We start from the raw sequence: 18813 nt of genomic DNA, 5'->3' as shown, positions 1-18813 counted from the left end.
TAGTAAGTAGTGATTAAATTAACAGGTTTAAGTAAGAAGTATGGCAAGTCACTCGTGGTGGATGATGCCAGTGCTATGTTCCCGAAAGGCGAAGTGACTTCTATCATTGGCCCAAATGGTGCGGGTAAAAGTACACTGCTTTCAATGGCGAGCCGCTTAACCGACAGCGACGCGGGTGAAGTGGTCATTGGCGATAAGTTATTGGCTGAGTGGGATACTAAAGAGCTAGCGAAGCACCTTGCCGTGTTAAGACAATCAAACAACATCAATATGCGATTTACGATTCGTGAGTTGGTCTGTTTTGGTCGTTTCCCACACTCTCAAGGTCGCTTGAAAGACGAAGATCATAAGATCGTCGACACAGCACTAGAACACCTTGGCATTACTGACATCCAAAACAAATACCTTGATGAGTTGAGTGGCGGTCAGCGTCAAATGGCGTTTATCGCGATGGTTGTGGCGCAAGATACGGATTATGTGTTCTTAGATGAGCCACTGAACAATCTTGATATTAAACACTCGGTCGAAATTATGCAGACGTTGCGTCGTTTAGCGCATGAGTTCAATAAAGCGGTCGTTATCGTGATTCATGACATCAACTTCGCTTCTTGTTACTCAGATAACATTGTTGCGATGAAGAAAGGCAAAGTGGTTAAGTCGGGTAAGGTTTCGGAAGTGGTTGAAAAATCAGTGATGGAGTCTATCTACGAGATCCCATTTGAGATTCGTGAGTTCGATGGTGTTCGAATCTGTATGTATTATTCTGGTCGTTAGATTACTGAATAACTCGGTTGTTTTGCTTTCTAGCCGTTGAATGAAAAGAGCTCCCATATGAGGAGCTCTTTTTGTTTTCGGATAGTGTTTTTGTTGTTAGTGAAATGTTGCAATTCAAAGGTGGTTTCCCTTGTATTATAATAACTTAACTGACGTAATATTGACTGGTCGTACTTCTAATAACGCCAGTTTGAAGTCACTCACAGATCTACTCTTCATTTTTGAAAATCAATTGCTTTTTTTTCTGCTTAACCTCTAAAAACCCATCTACACTATGGTTATAACTGTTTGATTTGTATACGAGGTATCAATGAGTCGGAAACCCATAGTGTTAGTCGTGGATGACACCCCAAGTAACTTGGATGTGTTAACGGCAATACTCAAAGATACTTATCAAGTGAAAGTAGCGATTAACGGCACAATTGGTATCAAGATTGCGAAGATGGTGCCGCAGCCTGACCTTATCCTCCTTGATATCATGATGCCTGATATTGATGGTTACGAGGTATGCCGCCAACTTAAAGCTCAGCCGAATACGGCTCACATTCCTATCATTTTTGTGACCGCTAAAATTGGCCCTGAAGCCGAAGTGAAAGGATTATCTTTAGGCGCTGTCGATTACCTAACAAAACCTATCACGCCTGAAATCGCGCTCCAGCGTGTCAAAACCCACATCGCGTTGTATGACCAACAACGAGCACTGTTCCATCAAGTGAAAGACAAAACCGTCGAGATCAACCTAGGTAAACTTGAGACACTCAATATCTTAGGTCGAGCAGCGGAATTTAAAGACAACGAAACGGGTATGCACGTTAAGCGCATGAGCCACTACTGTGAAGTGTTGGGCAAGGCGTTGGGCATGACTGACGAAGATGCCGAAACGCTCCGAGACGCGGCGCCAATGCACGATATTGGTAAAATAGGTATCCCTGACAACGTGTTACTTAAGCCCGGAAAACTCGATGCGGAAGAGTGGGCGATCATGCAGAAACACGTCGAGTATGGTGTGGAGATTTTAGGGCAGCAAAGTGATTCAAAACTGATGCGCATGGCGATTCAAGTGGCGCAGTATCACCACGAGAAATGGGATGGTTCCGGTTATCCAAGTCAAGTGGCAGGGGAAGACATCCCATTGGTTGGCAGAATCGCTGCTGTGGCTGATGTGTTTGATGCACTGACTGCAGAACGCCCTTATAAAAAAGCTTGGAGTGTCGAAGATGCTTTGGCCTTAATCACTGAGCAGAAAGGTAAGCATTTTGACCCGACTATCGTTGATCTGTTTTTCATTAAATTGCCTGAGATTCTAGAGATAAAAGAGAAGTTCAAAGATGAGTGACCTCTGGCAGATGTGGGGTAAGTGGGGTAAGCGTTATGTCATCGCCATAATTTTGTTTGTTGTATTCGTTGTTCGTGCCGCTAGCGTCAACGCAGAGGCGGCTCCAGAGCAACAACCAAACCTATGGCACGACCCTGATCGTGAAATCACGTTTGTTGCGCTATCCAGTCATTATCCTTACTCATTTATTGGTGATGACGGAAAAGTCGACGGGATTATTCGAGATTGGGCTTACGATCTTGAAGAGCGTTTCAACGTAAAAACCAACTTCATCAGCGTAGATTCTCACGCTGAAGCAAAGCAAGCTTTGTTAGACGGGAAAGGCGATGTGTTTCCTTTTCAACAGTTTGATCCCAGCGAAGGAGGTCGTTTCCTTCAAACCGATCCTTATATCTCGTACCAAATTGCCGTCATTCTTCCTACCGATGACCACCTCAACAATAAAATTGAGCAAGAGGCCAAGAGACGAATTGCCATGGTTCGTGAAAGCATCGACCTTGAGCGATCTGGCGTGCAGCTTAGTTCGATTGAGAGAGTTGAGTTCGATACGGCCATTGATGCTATTCGTGCATTAGAAGATGGGTCGGTTGATGGCTTACTGGCTGAACCTGTAACCACCATGGATCTTGCTCATAAAAGCGGAGTAGAGAATTTAGCGGTCAACCATGTACTTGATCGCTGGAAGAGTATCAAAGCAGCCATGGTTATTCGTTCAAACGACAATGAGTTGCTTAATTTGTTGAATCAACAGATTGCAACGTTTGATATCGGTAAAAAGAACCGTATTTTATCTAAATGGTTAGATGACTCACCTTATCGCTCTCCCATTAAAGGTGTATTTGGATTCGGCAACCCGCCTTACATGTACCCAGACAGTACTTCTGTCGGCTTAGAGCATGACATTATGCAAAGGGCTTTGAACGATATGGGGTATCGATTGGGTGACGTTGTCACCTTGCCTCGTAGTGCGGCTCGTCAAGCCATTGATAGCAATAGCTCAATATCGTTTGTTTCTGGCGTTCAACTGGATGACTCTTCATTGCACTTTGTTAGTGACAAGGTGATGGATGTTGATTTTGTGCCAGTGTCATTAAAGAGGCGTAAGCTGGATTTGAAGTCGGCAAAAAATTTGTCATTGGGAGCTTTGCTGTTCGATGAAACATCGCCGATTAAAAACTCCGTAGAAGTGTTGGAAAGCCAATTGAGCATTGATCGGATAGATGATCTCGACAGCTTAGAGTCGGCGTTTTCCCAACTGAGAGCTCAAAATGTTGATCTCCTGATGGTGGAAAGGCGCGTGTTAACCTGGTTTGTCACCAATACCCGGTTTATTGAAATGCGCGAGATTCAACTCCATGAGGATTATAAAGTCAGCTATCCCATCTACGTGGATTTCAGGGGGGCTGAACTAAGAGACCGCTTCAACGCCGCATTGGCAAACCTGAAAAGGGAAGACGGTGAGTTTGAGCCAATCCTTAGAAGACAAATTAAGAACGACCTGACTCCGGTTCTGAAGAAGGCCGATATTATTGCTCAAATCTCAGCGTACTTTATCGTCAATGATCGCTTTGATGAATTGCCTAAGATTTTTGACATATTTGATGCAGATAATACCTTCACGGTGATTTCGGCACTGGCTGATAATAATAAGCGACCGCTTGAATCTTGGTTCCTAGGAGATGTATCAACGTCATCATTGGACAAGAAAAACACCTCTAAATTGTCATCCGTGACGAAAGGCGCTGGCTATAAAACGCAGACGGGCAGCACCAATGCTGGGTTTATGACCTTCTATTTCGATGTGGATTCCGTGGAAGGGAGCTATGTTTATTTCCCAGCCATTGAGCAGTTCAATTCATTCGGAGATGGTGCAAAACGCTATATTTCAGATATTTATCAATCAAACAGTTTAGCCGGTGAACTTCTTAATCTTAGTCAAAATGAACGTCAGTGGATAAAGTCTCATCCAGTATTAAAAATCGGTATTGATCCTAACTCTTTGCCTTATGAGGCCGTATCTAGCAAAGGGGAATACATCGGCATGATCGATGATTACCTAAAGCTGATCGAACAGAAAACAGGTTTACGCTTGGAACATGTTGATGTCGGCAGTTGGCAGGAGACTCGACGACTTGTTGATCATAGAAAAGTGCACCTTGTCTCGGCCGCTGTGGAGAATCGTTCACTTAGCGAGAGTGTGAAGGCGGGTAAACCGTTATTTTCTAGTCGCTTGGCCATAGCCTCAAGACGAGATGTGAATAGCCTTGTTTTAGAAGAAGCTGCCGGATGGAAAATAGGTATTTTAGAGGGCGGAGCCAACACAGGAGCTATCGTGGATAGTTACCCTGAGATCAACTGGGCGATGGTGTCCTCGACTAATGACGGCTTAGAGCTCGTGGAGTCGGGTGAGTTTGATGCGATGATTGATACCGTTGACGTCCTAACTTACCTAATCGACTCATTTGGCTATCGAGGGATTGGCATTATCGGCCGATTAGATTTCTTCCTGTCGCCAACTCTGCATGTCATCAAGTCTGAACCATTACTGTTGTCTATTGTGAACAAAGCGATAGGCAGTATCTCAGCTGAAGAACACCAGAAGATCTCAGCAAAGTGGGCTGCACCCAAAGCGATAGAAAGAGTTGACTATCAATTGGTTTACACCATTTCGGTTTTCTCTCTGGTGATCCTTCTTCTTATTATTTTCTGGAATCGTAAATTAGCGAAGCAGATCAGTATTGCTAAGGAAGCGACCGAAGCTCTGGAAAAGGCGCAGAACCAACTCTACAACATGCTAAATAGCTCTCCAATTGCAGCCAGCGTGGTATTTGAAGAAGAGGTTCGTTACGCGAACGATACGGCAAAACGTTTGTTTGGTGTGGAAGATCAGGCGTTGTCTTCTATCGACGTCGCTGCTATCCATGACTCGCTGAGCGTTCGTGATGACGTGCATAAAGAGCTCGACCTTGACGGTAAAGTTGAGAATAGGGAGTTGGTACTCAGAAAGTCTGATGGAACCCGATTTGTTGCTTTGGTCAGTTATTATCTTTTTGAGATTGATGGGGAAGTCGCCACACTATTTTGGGCATTCGATATTTCAGAAATGAAGCGCCTTAACGAGCAATTGGAAGAAGAGAAACAGAGAGCCGATTTGGCGAGCCAAGCTAAATCGGAATTCTTAGCCAATATGAGCCATGAGATAAGAACCCCAATGAACGCCATTATTGGTTTGTCTTATCTGGCGATTGGCGAAATATCGAATCCTGTCGCTCGAAATTACATTGAGAAAGTGCACCGTTCTGGCCATTCGTTACTCGGCATCATCAATGACATCCTTGATTTTTCAAAGATAGAAGCAGGGCAACTTGTTATTGATAACGTCCCGTTTGATCCCGTAACGACCTTTAAAGATGTGATTGAGTTGATGGAGTCGAAAGCGGCTGAGAAACAACTCAATTTATCGATGGTCATCGACCCAGAATTAGACACGCCATTGCAAGGCGATCCATTGAGGTTGTTCCAAGTCATACTCAACCTTGTGGGCAACGCGATTAAGTTTACGGAAAAAGGCAGCGTAGCGTTAAGTGTGGAGCATGTTGACTCGAACGATAGCAGCCTAACCATGAAGGTGAGTGTGATGGATACCGGGATAGGCATCTCGGATGAGAACCGTCACAAGCTGTTTGAAGCCTTTAGCCAAGCGGATACCACAACAACACGTCGGTTTGGCGGTACAGGGCTTGGGCTCAACATTAGCCAGAAATTAGTGCATGCGATGGGCAGTCAAATTACGGTGGAGAGTGTTTACGGGCAAGGCAGTGAGTTCTCCTTTGTGCTGACATTGCCACGATCAAGCTCGGATGCGTTAGCCGACTTCAAAGCCCAAGAGCTGCAACTGGATTATCAGATAGAGTTCAAAGGCCAAAGAGTTCTACTGGTTGAAGACAATGAGCTGAACCAAGATCTCGCCTTAGCATTTTTCAGTCGCTCTAAATTAAATGCCGATCTTGCTGAAAACGGAAAGGAAGCGCTGGAGCTAGCTAAAAACAACGACTACGAAATAATCTTCATGGATCTTCAAATGCCTGTTATGGACGGCTTTGAAGCTACCCGTTTGATTCGTGAATTCAATACAGATGTACCGATTATTGCAATGTCGGCCAATGTTTTTTCTGATGCGAAACAACGAGCGAGGGCGTCGGGCGTCACGGACTTCTTGGATAAGCCAATTGTTATTGATAAAGCGATGTCTTTGATTACTCGCTACATTGTTCCTGAGGTATTAGTTGAAGGTCGAGCGCCATCAGACACGCCTTCAGATGCGATCCAGACAGGTGATTCTGACGAGAGTGCGGAATTACACTCCGATACTCACATAGAACCGCCTGTTTTCTCTCAGTCGAGGTTTGAGCAACTGACTTATCATGATGTGCAGCTGCAAGCCAAAATGCTTGATAGGTTCTGCCAAGGCTCGCCAGACATGATGTCGGAAGCTTTCGATAATTTAGTACAAGGTGAATGGGAGACGTTAGAGCGTAATCTTCATACCTTAAAAAGCATGGCAGCTGCGATTGGTGGATTGCGATTGGCAGAGTTACTCAGTGATTTAGAAAGCAAAGCTCATAACAAGGCGTGTGATGAAGAAGATCTTAAGCAAGGCGAACTTAGGTTAATCGAACTGACTAAAGCAGTTGAGATCAGCTTTGATGTGTCTGGTGTTGAGGGATTCAATACAACAAGTACTGAAGAAGCCGATTCGAGTCTTGCTGATACCTCTGATTCACCGAGCATCACGTCAGAACAGCATGCTCAGTTGCTATCACTGCTGGAAGCTTATGATAACGATGCAACTCAATATGTGACAGAGTTACTGGCACAGTATCCACATTCTGTTGTTCTCAAAGATGTTCAAAGTGCGTTAGATAATTATGACTTTGAACGAGCCAAAGAGGGGCTTGGCGCTTCTGAGTAGTTGTCTTTTATAAATATCACTTCAACATTAAAGCCTTTAGCTCTTACAGCGAAATAACGGGCTAGCTAAAGGCTTTAAATCTATCTATACCGAACTAACCACTCACGTTCTGTTTGATTAGCTCAACAACCGTATCGTATCGGTGCGGCAGTTTTCGGTTTCGTTTTTGAACCAAATACAGCGTTTCCTCAACTTCTACCTTTGGCGGAACAACGTGTAGCTTGTCTCGTTCTGGGAAGTGTTCAACCGCGCCAGCCGGTAACACGGTAAAACCTAGCCCTTTTGATACGGGTAGCAAGATCTGGTGAAGCTGATTGATGTAGCCAGATCTTGGTATCTCATTAACGTTGATGTTCGCTAAATCTTTATCTCCGCAAAGGTCGAAATACAAAGACAGATAGTGTGCAGAATCTGGGTGCGCAATCAGGCCAATGTCATGAAGTACTTGCGGCGTTATCTCTAAGTCAGCAAGGCTGTGATGGACAATAAGACACAGCGCTTCTTTGCCGATGACTTGGCTTTGGTAGTAGCTGTCGTTCGGGGAATGCCTAACAATGCCGATATCGGTAGTGCCTTCGATTAGGTCATTCAATATCTTTTTGTTTGGAGCGGCTTCTAAGTTAATGCTGAGCTCTTGGTGTTGCTGTTGAAGCTCAAGAAGCTTGGGATACAGACGCAAAGAGAGTGAGCCAGAGCAAGATAAGTGACATTGTCCAGCATAAGGATTATCAAAACTCAGAGACTCAAAAAGAGCTTCTTGGTCTTTCTCTAGCTTGAGCGCATAGCGATACATAATTCGACCTTGTTCGGTCAGCTCGAAGCTCTTATTTTCTCGAGAGAGCAGGTCACAATTACAAGCTTGTTCAAGCTTCTTGATATGTTGGCTGACTCCAGGTTGTGTCATGTACAACTTTTCGGCAGTTTGGGTGAAATGGCCAACTTCAACCAGAGTCTTAAACGTATTGAGCCAAAGTGGATTAATCATACTCACCTTCAAATGCTAAAGCCTATAAATAACAAGACTTATAAATCACAGAGCCTGTAAACAACAAAGCCAATAAATAACAGAAAATTATTATTATCTTAAGTAATGATAATTTCAACTCTAGCGTCTTAAGTCACGCTAATCAAAGTCATAGGGTGGTAACACTTTATATTGGTCTATTGGCCGCTTTGTAGAGTTGCTATGAGTAACAAAGTGTTGCGACTTTGTTGAATTTTTGGTCTATTGACCAACTGTGCTCATATTTAGGAACGAAGATGAATAGAAATGTTTGGCTGCTCTCACTGTGTCAGGCCTTGTTGATGACGGGTAACATACTACTGATCTCTGTGATTGGTTTGATCGGTAAGCAGATTGCGCCCAGTGTCAGCATGATTACCTTGCCGGTTGCACTGCAGTTTTTGGGTTTAATGGCAGCCACTATTCCTGCGTCTTTAATTTCTGGCAAGTTAGGGAGAAAGCGAGGGTTTAGCATTGGTAATGTGGTTGGCATTACAGGAGCTAGTCTTGCCACCTACGCACTGTCTCAACAACACTTCTATCTGTTCTGTTTCGCTACGTTCTTACTTGGGATAGGCATAGGTTTTGGCACGCTTTATCGTTTTGCTGCAATCGAGGTGTGTGATGAAAATGCCCGTCATCGAGCGATATCTATCTCTATGGCTGGTGGCGTTCTAGCAGCAGTATTAGGGCCAAACTTGGCGATTATGTCTCAACAGTGGTCGCAAGATGGCTTGTACATTGGTGCTTTTGCTTCTTTGATTGGATTGAACATTCTTGCGTTACTCATCTTACAAACCATTCAATTCCCAAAAGTCTCTTTTAATAGTCAGGCGCCTAAATCCGATCCTCTCAGCGTGATAGTGAAATCGCCTAACTTTATTGGTGCCGTGTTTGCTGCCATGGTCGCTTATGCGGTGATGAATATCCTGATGACAGCAACGCCATTGGCAATGATTGGTTGTGGCTTTGACTTTACCAAGGCGGCGGGCGTCATTGAGTGGCACGTGCTGGGCATGTTTGTTCCTGCATTCTTTACTGGCTCACTTATCGAGAAGTTTGGCTCACGAATGATGATCTTGGCGGGCGGGGTGCTGTTCGTTGTCTGTATCGCGATTAACATTCATGGCGAATCTATTTGGCACTTCAGAGCGGCCTTGGTTGTGCTAGGTGTCGGTTGGAACTTCATGTTTATCGCGGCAACGGGTTTGTTTAGTCAGTCTTACCAATCGCAGAACAAAGCCAAGGCACAAGCGTTTAATGAGTTTGTTGTCTTTGGGTGTGTGACGATTACCGCCATGCTTTCTGGTTGGTTAGAGTCAACAGCTGGATGGCAGAACCTCAATATCTATGTATTACCATTCGTGTTAGCTGTTATCTTGTTGTTCGCGTTCAGCGCACGTAAATCACACATTCAAAAACAACCGGTTTAAGGACCAGTTGAACGGCTGAAAAATTGAACGTTAGTGCTGCGGTAACCGGTTTACAGTGCTAATAATGCTATCCAAGCACAGACCAATAAAAAGCCCTACCAATAAGGTAGGGCTTTTGCTTACGGCTTAAATAATAACGTTTTCTTAAAACTGCTGTCGTGGCTTATATCCTTTGACAACAGTACTTAAGCTTGTGTTGTAAATACGCATGACAGAGCCTGCGATGATTTACAGGTCGACCAAAATTGTCTTAGTCGTAATCCCACCTTGGTCATCGATTATCTTCAGTGTCACCTCGTGCTTTCCGTATGAAGGGAAGATTGATGTGAATGTGCGACCTCGTTTGACCTTTCCATTTGGAAGTGTCCATTCGGTATCAACAATACGACCATCGCTGTCTGAACTTGTAGACCACATGGTTACCCAGCGACCCAAGTGAATGTACTTCGCGCTCGCTTCTGGAAGGGCGTTTGGAGATTCAACACTCACTACGGAACTAAATGAATCGGTAGCGCCTTTGTCGTCAACAACAGTCAAGTTCACCGTGTATTCACCGGCTTGCTCGTAAGACCAAGTTGGTGCCACTTCGTTACTTGTTGTGCCGTTGCCAAAGTCCCATAGGTAACGGGTGATCTCACCGTCTCGGTCTGAGCTGAAGTTGTTTACAGAAACATTCAGGCCAGTCACATTCAGCTCGAAGTTCGCAGTAGGAGCGGCGTTGTGTTGGCTTACTTTAGATAAGCGAACCACGCCGTATTCGTTGTTATCACTTTGATTCACAATATCGACCGCTAAACCAAACTCCGTCAGGATACGTCCTGAATCTGGTGCTTGAGGCGATGTGTAATCTTGGTCATCCGAGAAGCTAGCATTGCCAACCAAACTGGTATCTTCGAGTACATCATTGTCGCTGTTTACAAGACGCATTGGAGTATGATCTTTGAGTGAAAACGCAGCGTCTCGAACTTGGTAGCGTGTTTGAGCAACTTCACCAGAGTTTGCCCACACCATGGCATTTTGATCTGCATCGACCACGCCTAACCAACCTTCACCAGGGTGTTTACCTACCCAGTTGTCAGTTAGTGATTCGTCGACGTACCAAATGATCAAGCCAGGGTCGAATGACATCAGTTGTCCCATGCGTTTGATGTTCGCTAGGCCTTCATCAACGTCCATGTGGCTGCGCCATTGCAGTAGATAGTAGTGCTGCGCTTGATGGAATCCATTACTCAGCTTGTAACCATTAAGGGCGAAGGTGGAGTTGCTCTCACCATCATCTATATCGGTCACTTCACCATCGACAACCACAGCAAGGTTATCTAAATAGAAGCCTTCCATTGCTAAGCCGCCATCGGTGATGTATTCAAAAGACAGCTCAACTTGTTGGCCTGCCCATTGTGAAACGTCGAACTCAGCGTCAACCCATCCGCCAGATTCGCCGCCAATAGCAGGAACGAGGCCCGCGTTGTATGGGTCGTCCATTGAGGTAATGTTGCCTGCAATGGCTTGTCCGTTGATTAGCACGCGCGCAAAGTCGTAGTCTTTTTCAATCTCATACCAAGTTTTGAAAGACAGAAGTGCAGAATCACCCGCTGGGATCAGCAACTTGCGAGTCATACTGTTTTTCAGGTCATCGCCTTTTTGAGAGTGGAATGAATACTCGCCCTCAAAGGGTTTCAGACTTTCAATCTGCTTTTCAGGAAGATCCACTTTAATCATGTTGGGACGGCTATTATCCGTTGTTTGGAACAGCGTATAAACTTGTGGGGTGTCTTCTAGGTCATCAATCGAGATCTGATCATCGTTAATCCAACGTCCGCCAATCGATTTCTGTAGGAAGTGTTTTGCCCAAGAGCTGAATGCCGTTGGTTGTGTACCACCAATTTGACCAGCCCAACTGCCCGAAGACATGATTGACCAGTAAGATACAGGTTCGCCTTTGCCTGTGTATTGCGTGTCGTACTCGTCTGGTAAGCCTAAATCATGGCCATATTCGTGGGCACAAACACCAGCAGCCGCATCAATCGGTTGAATGGTGTAATCGAACGCCGCGTATTGGCCACCAAATCGATCTGGAAGCGAGCTAGAAGTACCTTCCAGTACATGAGTGCGACCAAGGTTGAATCGGTGAGACCAAATCGCATCAGGGCCTAACACGCCACCACCGGCTTCTTCGCCTACCGATGCATGAAACACCATCAGGTGATCAATCACACCATCGGGTTCGCGGAAATTTCCGTCACCGTCGTAATCGTAACGATCTTCGATGTCGTAATCGGCAAGGTTGATACTCGGGTCTTGAGCCAGTTGATTCAGCGCTTCACGAACCAGTTCTTGTGCGTTTAAGTCGTTGTCGGTGGTAGGGGAGTTACCACCATAGAATGACGCAGGCTTAGAGGCGCGATACCAACCCGCAGCTTGACCTGCAACGCTGTAACTGTCACCTGATTCGCTTTGGTAATATTGGCGCATCGAGATTAGGTTCTCGCCGTTGGGCCCCGTGTAGCCAGAATTTGAGAACAACAGCTCTTGATAATGCTCTGGGTTGTAGCTCTCGTAGAGCATCTGCGTGTGCTCTTCGGTCAACTTGTTGTCATCCCAGTTCAAATCGGGGAAATCGACCAATAGAGCGAGTACTTTGTCGGTACGCTTGGTGCCGACTTCTAAAGCAAAGACACTCGCTTTTTTAACACCAGACCCTTTTCCTATGGCTTTGAGTATTTTTGCGCGTTGCTCGAGTGCTTTTTTTCCGAATTGAGCATCGCCTTTAAAACCGGAATTGATTTTATTTTTCAAGTAACGGTCAAGCGCATCGTGCTTTGCCGCATCGGTTGCATCTTGGTCGACTAAGCCTTGTCTAACTAGCATTTCAATGAGTTTGTCTTCATTAACTACGCCTAAATCAATAGGTGTTTTTGCATAACCACTGACGCTAAATAGAGTAAGCATTGCTGAAGCCAACAATGTTTTTCTCATCATTTTCATTATATTTCCTTTTTATATTTCCATGTCGATATCAGTATCAACTTGCCTTATTCGGATCTGTTGTCCGAGTTTGGCCTAATACACTCTTGTGGTGTCTTATTTAACTGACGTGTGTTTGTTGTATGTTTTTTACCTTCTATCTCTTTTGTATTGGTTGTCTCTTTTCTATTTTTTGAATCAAACGAAGTGCTCTTCACTTTTTTAGCGTTGAGATAGATACGCAAAGCTTCTTGATTTTCCTCATAGGTTAAGCCTGAACAGATAACACCTCGTTTAATCAATGACTTCAGCAATAGTTCGTCGTTCTCAATAGTGGAAGCCTGTGACAGTGAGGAAAAAATTAGAACCATTAAAGCCATTGTTTTGTGTGACATTCTTATATCAAGCCATCAGTTTTGATTATGTAACAAAATATATTTATAAAATTTACCAATCAAATGGATAATTATTACAATTAATTATTCGTTCCGGTTTCAACATTTAGAGTTAATATAGAATAAGGAGTGTTATTTATTCTATTGTCAGTTATTTAATGGGTTTTATTGAATGAATAGTTGATAGTTTGGATGTTTAATAACATTGATTAGGTCGTGGTTATTATTCTGGAGGGCGCTTTATACAAGGCGTTGAGTTCTAACTAATAAGATGATTTTTTATTATCGGTGTTTTAAAATACGCATGTAATAACTGAGTCATTAGTAAATACCCATGCTCAAATTATTTTTACTCAAAATATCAATAATTAGGGTATTGAGAGTAACTTTCAGTGTTTCAATGACGCGAAATTTAACAATAGCGGCGGTGATAGGATCGGCGAGTAGCAAAAAGAGCCCGTGTTTGAGCTCTTTTCCTTTTAGTCTCGTTGGTATTTTTACTTATGACTGAGAGACATCGCGATAAAAGTAACGTTCACAAGTGCTTGGATTCATGCGTTTAATGACGTTGGATATTAAAGCGATAACCAGCACTGAGAATACTAACCTTCCCCAAAATATGGTGTAGAAGTCAGCCCCAATGAGCATGATCAACAACGTATCTTCAATCAAACTGTGGAGCAAGTTGAGCAGCATGATTGCTGTGAATACATCCCTCGCGGAGATATGTCCTTTCTTGGCTTCGTTGATCAATAAGCCACCGCCAAACGAAAGACCAAGCGTGATTCCTATGATCGTTAAATTGGTTGCGTCCTTGCTGATTCCTAGCAGTCTCAAGAACGGTCTTAACAATATTGCCATGAGCTTTTCAATGCCGAGAATCTTTAAAACTTTGAGTAGCAGTAATAGAGCTGAAATCACCATGAAGATAACCGCAAAGCTCTTGAGCTGTTCAATAGCCCAACCCAAATAGCTTGTGTCTCCTGATACTTCAGGCTGCCAAAGTACGGTTGCTGGGTAATTGAGCAAATCCCCATATTGATAACTGAGATTAAGTAGCCATGCCAGCACCAAGCTACCACCGACTCGCACCGACAACGTAGCCAGCCAGCTCACGCCTGCCTTTTTGGCTATCGCTCCTTCAATCGGCAGAGAGTGGGCGAGAAGCATCATACTGCCTAAAACCGAGGCTTGAGCAACCGTTAAGGGAGCGTCGGAATTGATGAGAATAATCAGCCCCGCATAGATGTTAGTGAGTATGGTGGTTGCCCATACCAAGCCCATTTCTTTCGGTAAGCCGACGCTTTCCATTATTGGGCTCAGCCATTCGCTAAGAATCACGATGCCGCCGAGCTCTTCAACGACCTTTATCACGATGATAATTGGAATCATGATTCGGAAAAGAGTCGAGGTGACATCGAAAATCTCTCTAAGGAGTTCTTTAAAAAATTGATAGGTTGATTTCATAGTTACGACCATGGTTCGATTGTTTGGTATGAGAAGATCTTACCGTGATTGTTGTGATTCAGATTTCTAAATTGACCATTAAAGTTGTGATAGATTTTTTAATTATCGTAGTATTAAAAATTATAAGTCATAAATGTATTGGTTTGAGAAATTATGGTAATTGACCGTATAGATAGAAGCATTCTGGTTGAACTGCAAAAGAACAACCGAATCCCTAATCAGACATTGGCTGAGCTGGTCGGGTTGTCACCGCCTGCTTGCTTAAAGCGAGTGAAACGGCTGAGAGAAGAGGGCGTGATAGTCGGTGATGTGTCCATCATTAATCCAGAACTGACCGGCAGTAAGATGACTTTGGTTGTGTCCGTGGAAATGGAGCGTGACCGAGGGGATATTTATCAGATCTTTCGCCATTCTATTTCTAAGGCGTCAGAGGTCACGCAGTGCTATCAGATATCGGGCAGTTTTGACTTCATGTTGATTGTGACGGTCAAAGACATTCAAGCCTACGAAGACTTTGTGGAGCGAGTACTACGCAAAGATCTGAATATTCGTAAATTCCATACCTCTGTCTCAATGAGAACCGTGAAATTTACCACTGCCGTAAACTTAGATGAGTCGTGACTGTTAGCTCGAGAAGGTATGTGAAGTTATTAGCTTTGTGAGGTACTTAGCTAATATTTGTATAAATAGCAGGCATTTACACAAAATGTGACGTTCACATTTTGTCATAACTTTAATAATTGTATATATTCCTCGCCTAAAATAATAATTAACCTAAGTTAATATAATGACTGTCAGCTCATCTACTCAATCTCGTGAAACGCTTCTCAGCGAAAACGAACAACTTGTCTCTACCACTGACTTAAAAGGCGTGATTACGTACAGTAATGATGCTTTTTGTCGTATAGCGGAATACAGCCAACAAGAATTGCTAGGGCAACACCACAATATCGTAAGGCATAACGATATGCCGAAAGCCGCTTTTGCTGATATGTGGGTTAACCTAAAGCAAGGTAAAGCGTGGCGTGGCATCGTAAAAAACAAAACCAAATCCGGCGGGTTTTATTGGGTCGATGCTTACGTAACTCCGATTTACGACAATGGTAAGGTCAGTGGCTACCAGTCTGTTCGTGTTAAGCCAAAGAATGAATGGATACAAGTTGCAGATAAGGCTTATCAAGGCTTATTGAAGGCTGAAAAGTCGGGTCGCCAATGGTCCTTAAAGATCAGTGACAGTGTTCGTTACGCCGTGTTGCTAGGCTCTTTGGCTGCGCCTCTGGTTTCAAATCTTATCGAAGTAGGGCAAGTATCCCAATGGTTGTTGAGCCTACTTCCTGTTTCAGCATTAGCTCTGCTTTTCCGACAAGAGCTGATAGATACTCCACTGCAGTTGAAAAAGCTGCAATCGAAATTCGATAGTGTCAGTCGCCTGGTCTATTCAGGTAATAGTCAGTTCTCTGTAGCCGATTTTCACTTAAAGTTATTGTCTGCAAGAATCCGCACCGTATTAGGTCGTATGACAGACTCTGCTAAGCCGTTACAAGACTTGGCTGACAACCTGAATGCCACGTCATTTGAAGTATCTGAAGCTTTAGATCAACAAACAAAAGATATTCTTCAAGTGCGAGAGGCGACTGAAGAGGTTGAAGTCACGGCCAATGAGGTCTCTTCTCGCACAGAAGAAGCGCACCAGATTGTCGATGTGACTTTGCAAACTTGTGCTGGCGCTAAAGAGAGTATTAATCAAACTCATCAAAACTTAGAGAGCCTAGCTTCTCAGGCCGAAAAGGCGACTCAAACGACTTACCAACTGAGCGACCAAGCGCAGAGCGTAAGTAAGATAATGGAAGAGATTGGTGGAATCGCCGAACAAACCAACTTGTTGGCCCTGAACGCTGCGATTGAAGCGGCGAGAGCGGGCGAGCAAGGACGAGGTTTTGCTGTCGTTGCAGACGAAGTCCGTGCGTTGTCGGGTCGAACCTCAAAGGCTACGGTTCAGATCAAAGAGAGCATCGATACCATGCTAACGACGATTGAAGGGTGGCAAAAAGATATTCTGGCGAACCGAGAGCAAACGGACGCGTGTGGTGATGTTGCGAAGGTGAGTGCAGAGCGTTTGTCGGAAGTCGAAAACCTAATGCAATCCATGAATGAACTCATGCAGTCTGTTGAAAGTTCTGCTCATAAACAACGTAAGCTGTCGAGTGAAGTTAACCTGCATATGCAGTCTATCGCGTCTACGGCAGAGCAAAATTTGGTTGCCACGCATTCTGTGAAAGACCACTCCACAGAGCTAAAAGAACAAGTCAATGAGTTCTACCAACTGGCGAAGCGTTTCGAAGAAAAATAGCCGTTAGATTCAAACTCGAATGAGAAATAAGTGACAAAAAAAGCCCCGCATTTTCATGCGGGGCTTTCTGTATGCATCAACCCATTTAAGGGCAAGACAATGTATTCAAGATTAAGCTAGAAGCTCTTTCGCTGTGTTTACTACGTTTTCAGTAGTGAAACCGAACATCTTGAATAGCTCACCTGCTGGTGCAGATTCGCCGAACGTTGTCATACCGATGATCTTGCCACCGAAACCAACGTACTTGTACCAAAAGTCAGCGATGCCAGCTTCTACAGCGATACGTGCTGTAACGTCAGATGGAAGTACAGACTCACGGTACTGCGCGTCTTGCTTGTCGAACGCGTCAGTCGCAGGCATAGAAACTACGCGTACTTTCTTACCTTCAGCTGTTAGCTCAGCAGCAGCGTTAACCGCTAGCTCAACTTCAGAACCCGTTGCGATAAGGATAAGCTCTGGCTTGCCTTCACAATCTTTCAGGATGTAACCACCCTTAGCGATGTTTGCTACTTGCTCAGCGTCACGAGCTTGTTGTGCAAGGTTTTGACGAGAGAAGATAAGTGCAGAAGGACCATCTTTACGCTCGATTGCTAGTTTCCAAGCCACTGCAGACTCAACTTGGTCACATGGACGCCATGTGCTCATGTTTGGAGTTAGACGTAGAGAAGCGATCTGCTCAACTGGTTGGTGAGTTGGACCATCTTCGCCTAGGCCGATAGAGTCATGCGTGTAAACTTGGATGTTCTGAGTTTTCATCAGAGCAGCCATACGCATAGCGTTACGAGCGTATTCCATGAACATTAGGAACGTTGCGCCGTATGGTACGAAACCACCGTGCAGAGCGATACCGTTCATGATAGCCGTCATACCGAATTCACGTACACCGTAGTGGATGTAGTTACCAGAGAAGTCGTTTGCTTCAAGAGACTTAGAACCAGACCACATAGTTAGGTTAGAAGGCGCAAGGTCAGCAGAGCCGCCCATGAATTCAGGTAGCATAGCACCGAATGCTTCTAGAGCATTTTGAGATGCTTTACGTGATGCGATGTTTGCTGGGTTAGCTTGAAGATCAGCGATGATTGCCGATGCTTTCTCTTCCCACTCAGCTGGTAGGTCACCGTTTACGCGGCGTTTGAATTCAGCTGCCAGCTCAGGGTATGCTGCTTCATAAGCTGCAAGTTTCTCGTTCCACGCTGCTTCCTTAGCTGCGCCTGCTTCTTTCGCATCCCACTCTGAGTAAACTTCCGACGGAATTTCAAAAGGACCGTGCTCCCAACCTAATTCTTTACGTGTTGCTGCAATTTCTTCAGCGCCTAGTGGTGCACCGTGACAGTCGTGCGTACCTGCTTTGTTTGGAGAACCAAAGCCAATTACTGTTTTAGTACAGATTAGAGTAGGGCGAGGATCTGCTTTAGCCGCTTCAATCGCTGCGTTGATAGCGTCAGAGTCGTGGCCATCTACTGCTGGGATTACGTGCCAGCCGTAAGCTTCGAAACGCTTAGGTGTATCGTCAGAGAACCAACCTTCAACTTCGCCATCGATAGAGATACCGTTGTCATCCCAGAAAGCAACCAGCTTACCAAGGCCTAGCGTACCTGCTAGAGAACATGCTTCGTGAGAAATACCTTCCATCAGACAGCCATCACCCATGAATGCATAAGTGTAGTGGTCTACGATGTCGTGGCCTTCTTTGTTGAACTGTGCAGCTAGCGCTTTCTCAGCCATAGCCATACCAACAGCGTTAGTAATGCCTTGACCTAGAGGACCAGTCGTTGTTTCGATGCCTGGTGCGTAGCCGTACTCTGGGTGACCTGGAGTCTTAGAGTGCAGTTGACGGAAGTTCTTAAGGTCTTCAATTGAAAGCTCGTAACCTGCTAGGTGCAGCAGAGAGTAAATCAGCATTGAGCCGTGGCCGTTAGACAGGATAAAACGGTCGCGGTCAGCCCACTCTGGGTTTGCTGGGTTGTGGTTTAGGTGAGAACGCCAAAGTACTTCAGCGATGTCAGCCATACCCATAGGTGCGCCTGGGTGACCAGAGTTTGCTTGTTGTACGCCGTCCATGCTTAGAGCACGAATAGCGTTAGCTAGATGTTTGCGATTCATAAGAACTTCCGAATAA

General features: G+C 44.7%; 11 protein-coding genes. 6 read left to right on the top strand and 5 right to left on the bottom strand.

Translation table 11 applies throughout. From position 1 onward, the window contains the following. Positions 1-9 precede the first annotated feature (9 nt). From MSG36_RS10770 to MSG36_RS10760, 3 genes are all read left to right on the top strand, one after another. Complete coding sequence (locus MSG36_RS10770) at positions 10-774, top strand: ATP-binding cassette domain-containing protein (RefSeq protein WP_017061894.1); 765 nt, start codon at positions 10-12, stop codon at positions 772-774. Between the two features lie 310 nt (positions 775-1084). Next, on the top strand, positions 1085-2110 hold the full coding sequence (locus MSG36_RS10765; RefSeq protein WP_048610920.1) for a two-component system response regulator: 1026 nt from the start codon (positions 1085-1087) through the stop codon (positions 2108-2110). 10 nt (positions 2111-2120) lie between these two features. After that, positions 2121-7082, top strand: a complete 4962-nt coding sequence (locus MSG36_RS10760; RefSeq protein ID WP_348983443.1) for a transporter substrate-binding domain-containing protein — start codon at positions 2121-2123, stop codon at positions 7080-7082. A 94-nt stretch (positions 7083-7176) separates the two neighbouring features. Here the strand turns inward: MSG36_RS10760 and MSG36_RS10755 are convergent, their stop codons facing one another. Continuing rightward, positions 7177-8067, bottom strand: coding sequence for a LysR family transcriptional regulator (locus MSG36_RS10755; protein WP_248367724.1), 891 nt, complete (start codon positions 8065-8067; stop codon positions 7177-7179). Between the two features lie 275 nt (positions 8068-8342). Between MSG36_RS10755 and MSG36_RS10750 the strand changes: the two genes are divergently transcribed. Further along, a complete protein-coding gene (locus MSG36_RS10750) occupies positions 8343-9518 on the top strand; it encodes an MFS transporter (RefSeq protein WP_248367723.1) in 1176 nt (391 codons plus the stop codon). Positions 9519-9746: 228 nt separating this feature from the next. Here the strand turns inward: MSG36_RS10750 and MSG36_RS10745 are convergent, their stop codons facing one another. The 3 genes from MSG36_RS10745 to MSG36_RS10735 all read right to left on the bottom strand — a co-directional run bounded on the left by MSG36_RS10745 (position 9747) and on the right by MSG36_RS10735 (position 14344). Then, positions 9747-12503: an immune inhibitor A domain-containing protein gene (locus tag MSG36_RS10745; RefSeq protein WP_248367722.1), complete on the bottom strand. Its 2757-nt coding sequence runs from the start codon at positions 12501-12503 to the stop codon at positions 9747-9749. Positions 12504-12550: 47 nt separating this feature from the next. Beyond that, entirely contained in the window at positions 12551-12877 is a 327-nt protein-coding gene (locus MSG36_RS10740; protein ID WP_248367721.1) for a hypothetical protein, read from the bottom strand. Positions 12878-13378: 501 nt separating this feature from the next. Further along, positions 13379-14344: a hypothetical protein gene (locus MSG36_RS10735; protein ID WP_050619692.1), complete on the bottom strand. Its 966-nt coding sequence runs from the start codon at positions 14342-14344 to the stop codon at positions 13379-13381. 153 nt (positions 14345-14497) lie between these two features. Here MSG36_RS10735 and MSG36_RS10730 point away from each other — a divergent pair, with 153 nt between their 5' ends. Both MSG36_RS10730 and MSG36_RS10725 read left to right on the top strand, forming a co-directional pair. Then, positions 14498-14965, top strand: a complete 468-nt coding sequence (locus tag MSG36_RS10730; protein WP_248367719.1) for an Lrp/AsnC family transcriptional regulator — start codon at positions 14498-14500, stop codon at positions 14963-14965. Between the two features lie 166 nt (positions 14966-15131). Continuing rightward, on the top strand, positions 15132-16694 hold the full coding sequence (locus tag MSG36_RS10725; protein WP_248367717.1) for a PAS domain-containing methyl-accepting chemotaxis protein: 1563 nt from the start codon (positions 15132-15134) through the stop codon (positions 16692-16694). Positions 16695-16805: 111 nt separating this feature from the next. Here MSG36_RS10725 and tkt read toward each other — a convergent pair whose 3' ends face one another. After that, on the bottom strand, positions 16806-18797 hold the full coding sequence (gene tkt, locus MSG36_RS10720; RefSeq protein ID WP_248367715.1) for a transketolase: 1992 nt from the start codon (positions 18795-18797) through the stop codon (positions 16806-16808). Positions 18798-18813: the final 16 nt, after the last annotated feature.

This window comes from Vibrio sp. 1CM8B (assembly GCF_023161685.1).
GTDB lineage: Bacteria > Pseudomonadota > Gammaproteobacteria > Enterobacterales > Vibrionaceae > Vibrio > Vibrio coralliirubri.
Note: the sequence above shows the minus strand (reverse complement) of the source record. Positions and strands in the feature narration are given on the sequence as shown.

Excerpts from the sequence above, each read along its gene's own strand:
- MSG36_RS10765 (WP_048610920.1), top strand. The coding sequence starts at position 1,085 with ATGAGTCGGAAACCCATAGTGTTAGTCGTGGATGACACCCCAAGTAAC.
- MSG36_RS10760 (WP_348983443.1), top strand. The coding sequence starts at position 2,121 with ATGTGGGGTAAGTGGGGTAAGCGTTATGTCATCGCCATAATTTTGTTT.
- MSG36_RS10755 (WP_248367724.1), bottom strand. The coding sequence starts at position 8,067 with ATGATTAATCCACTTTGGCTCAATACGTTTAAGACTCTGGTTGAAGTT.
- MSG36_RS10750 (WP_248367723.1), top strand. The coding sequence starts at position 8,343 with ATGAATAGAAATGTTTGGCTGCTCTCACTGTGTCAGGCCTTGTTGATG.
- MSG36_RS10745 (WP_248367722.1), bottom strand. The coding sequence starts at position 12,503 with ATGAAAATGATGAGAAAAACATTGTTGGCTTCAGCAATGCTTACTCTA.
- MSG36_RS10740 (WP_248367721.1), bottom strand. The coding sequence starts at position 12,877 with ATGTCACACAAAACAATGGCTTTAATGGTTCTAATTTTTTCCTCACTG.
- MSG36_RS10735 (WP_050619692.1), bottom strand. The coding sequence starts at position 14,344 with ATGAAATCAACCTATCAATTTTTTAAAGAACTCCTTAGAGAGATTTTC.
- MSG36_RS10730 (WP_248367719.1), top strand. The coding sequence starts at position 14,498 with ATGGTAATTGACCGTATAGATAGAAGCATTCTGGTTGAACTGCAAAAG.
- MSG36_RS10725 (WP_248367717.1), top strand. The coding sequence starts at position 15,132 with ATGACTGTCAGCTCATCTACTCAATCTCGTGAAACGCTTCTCAGCGAA.
- tkt (WP_248367715.1), bottom strand. The coding sequence starts at position 18,797 with ATGAATCGCAAACATCTAGCTAACGCTATTCGTGCTCTAAGCATGGAC.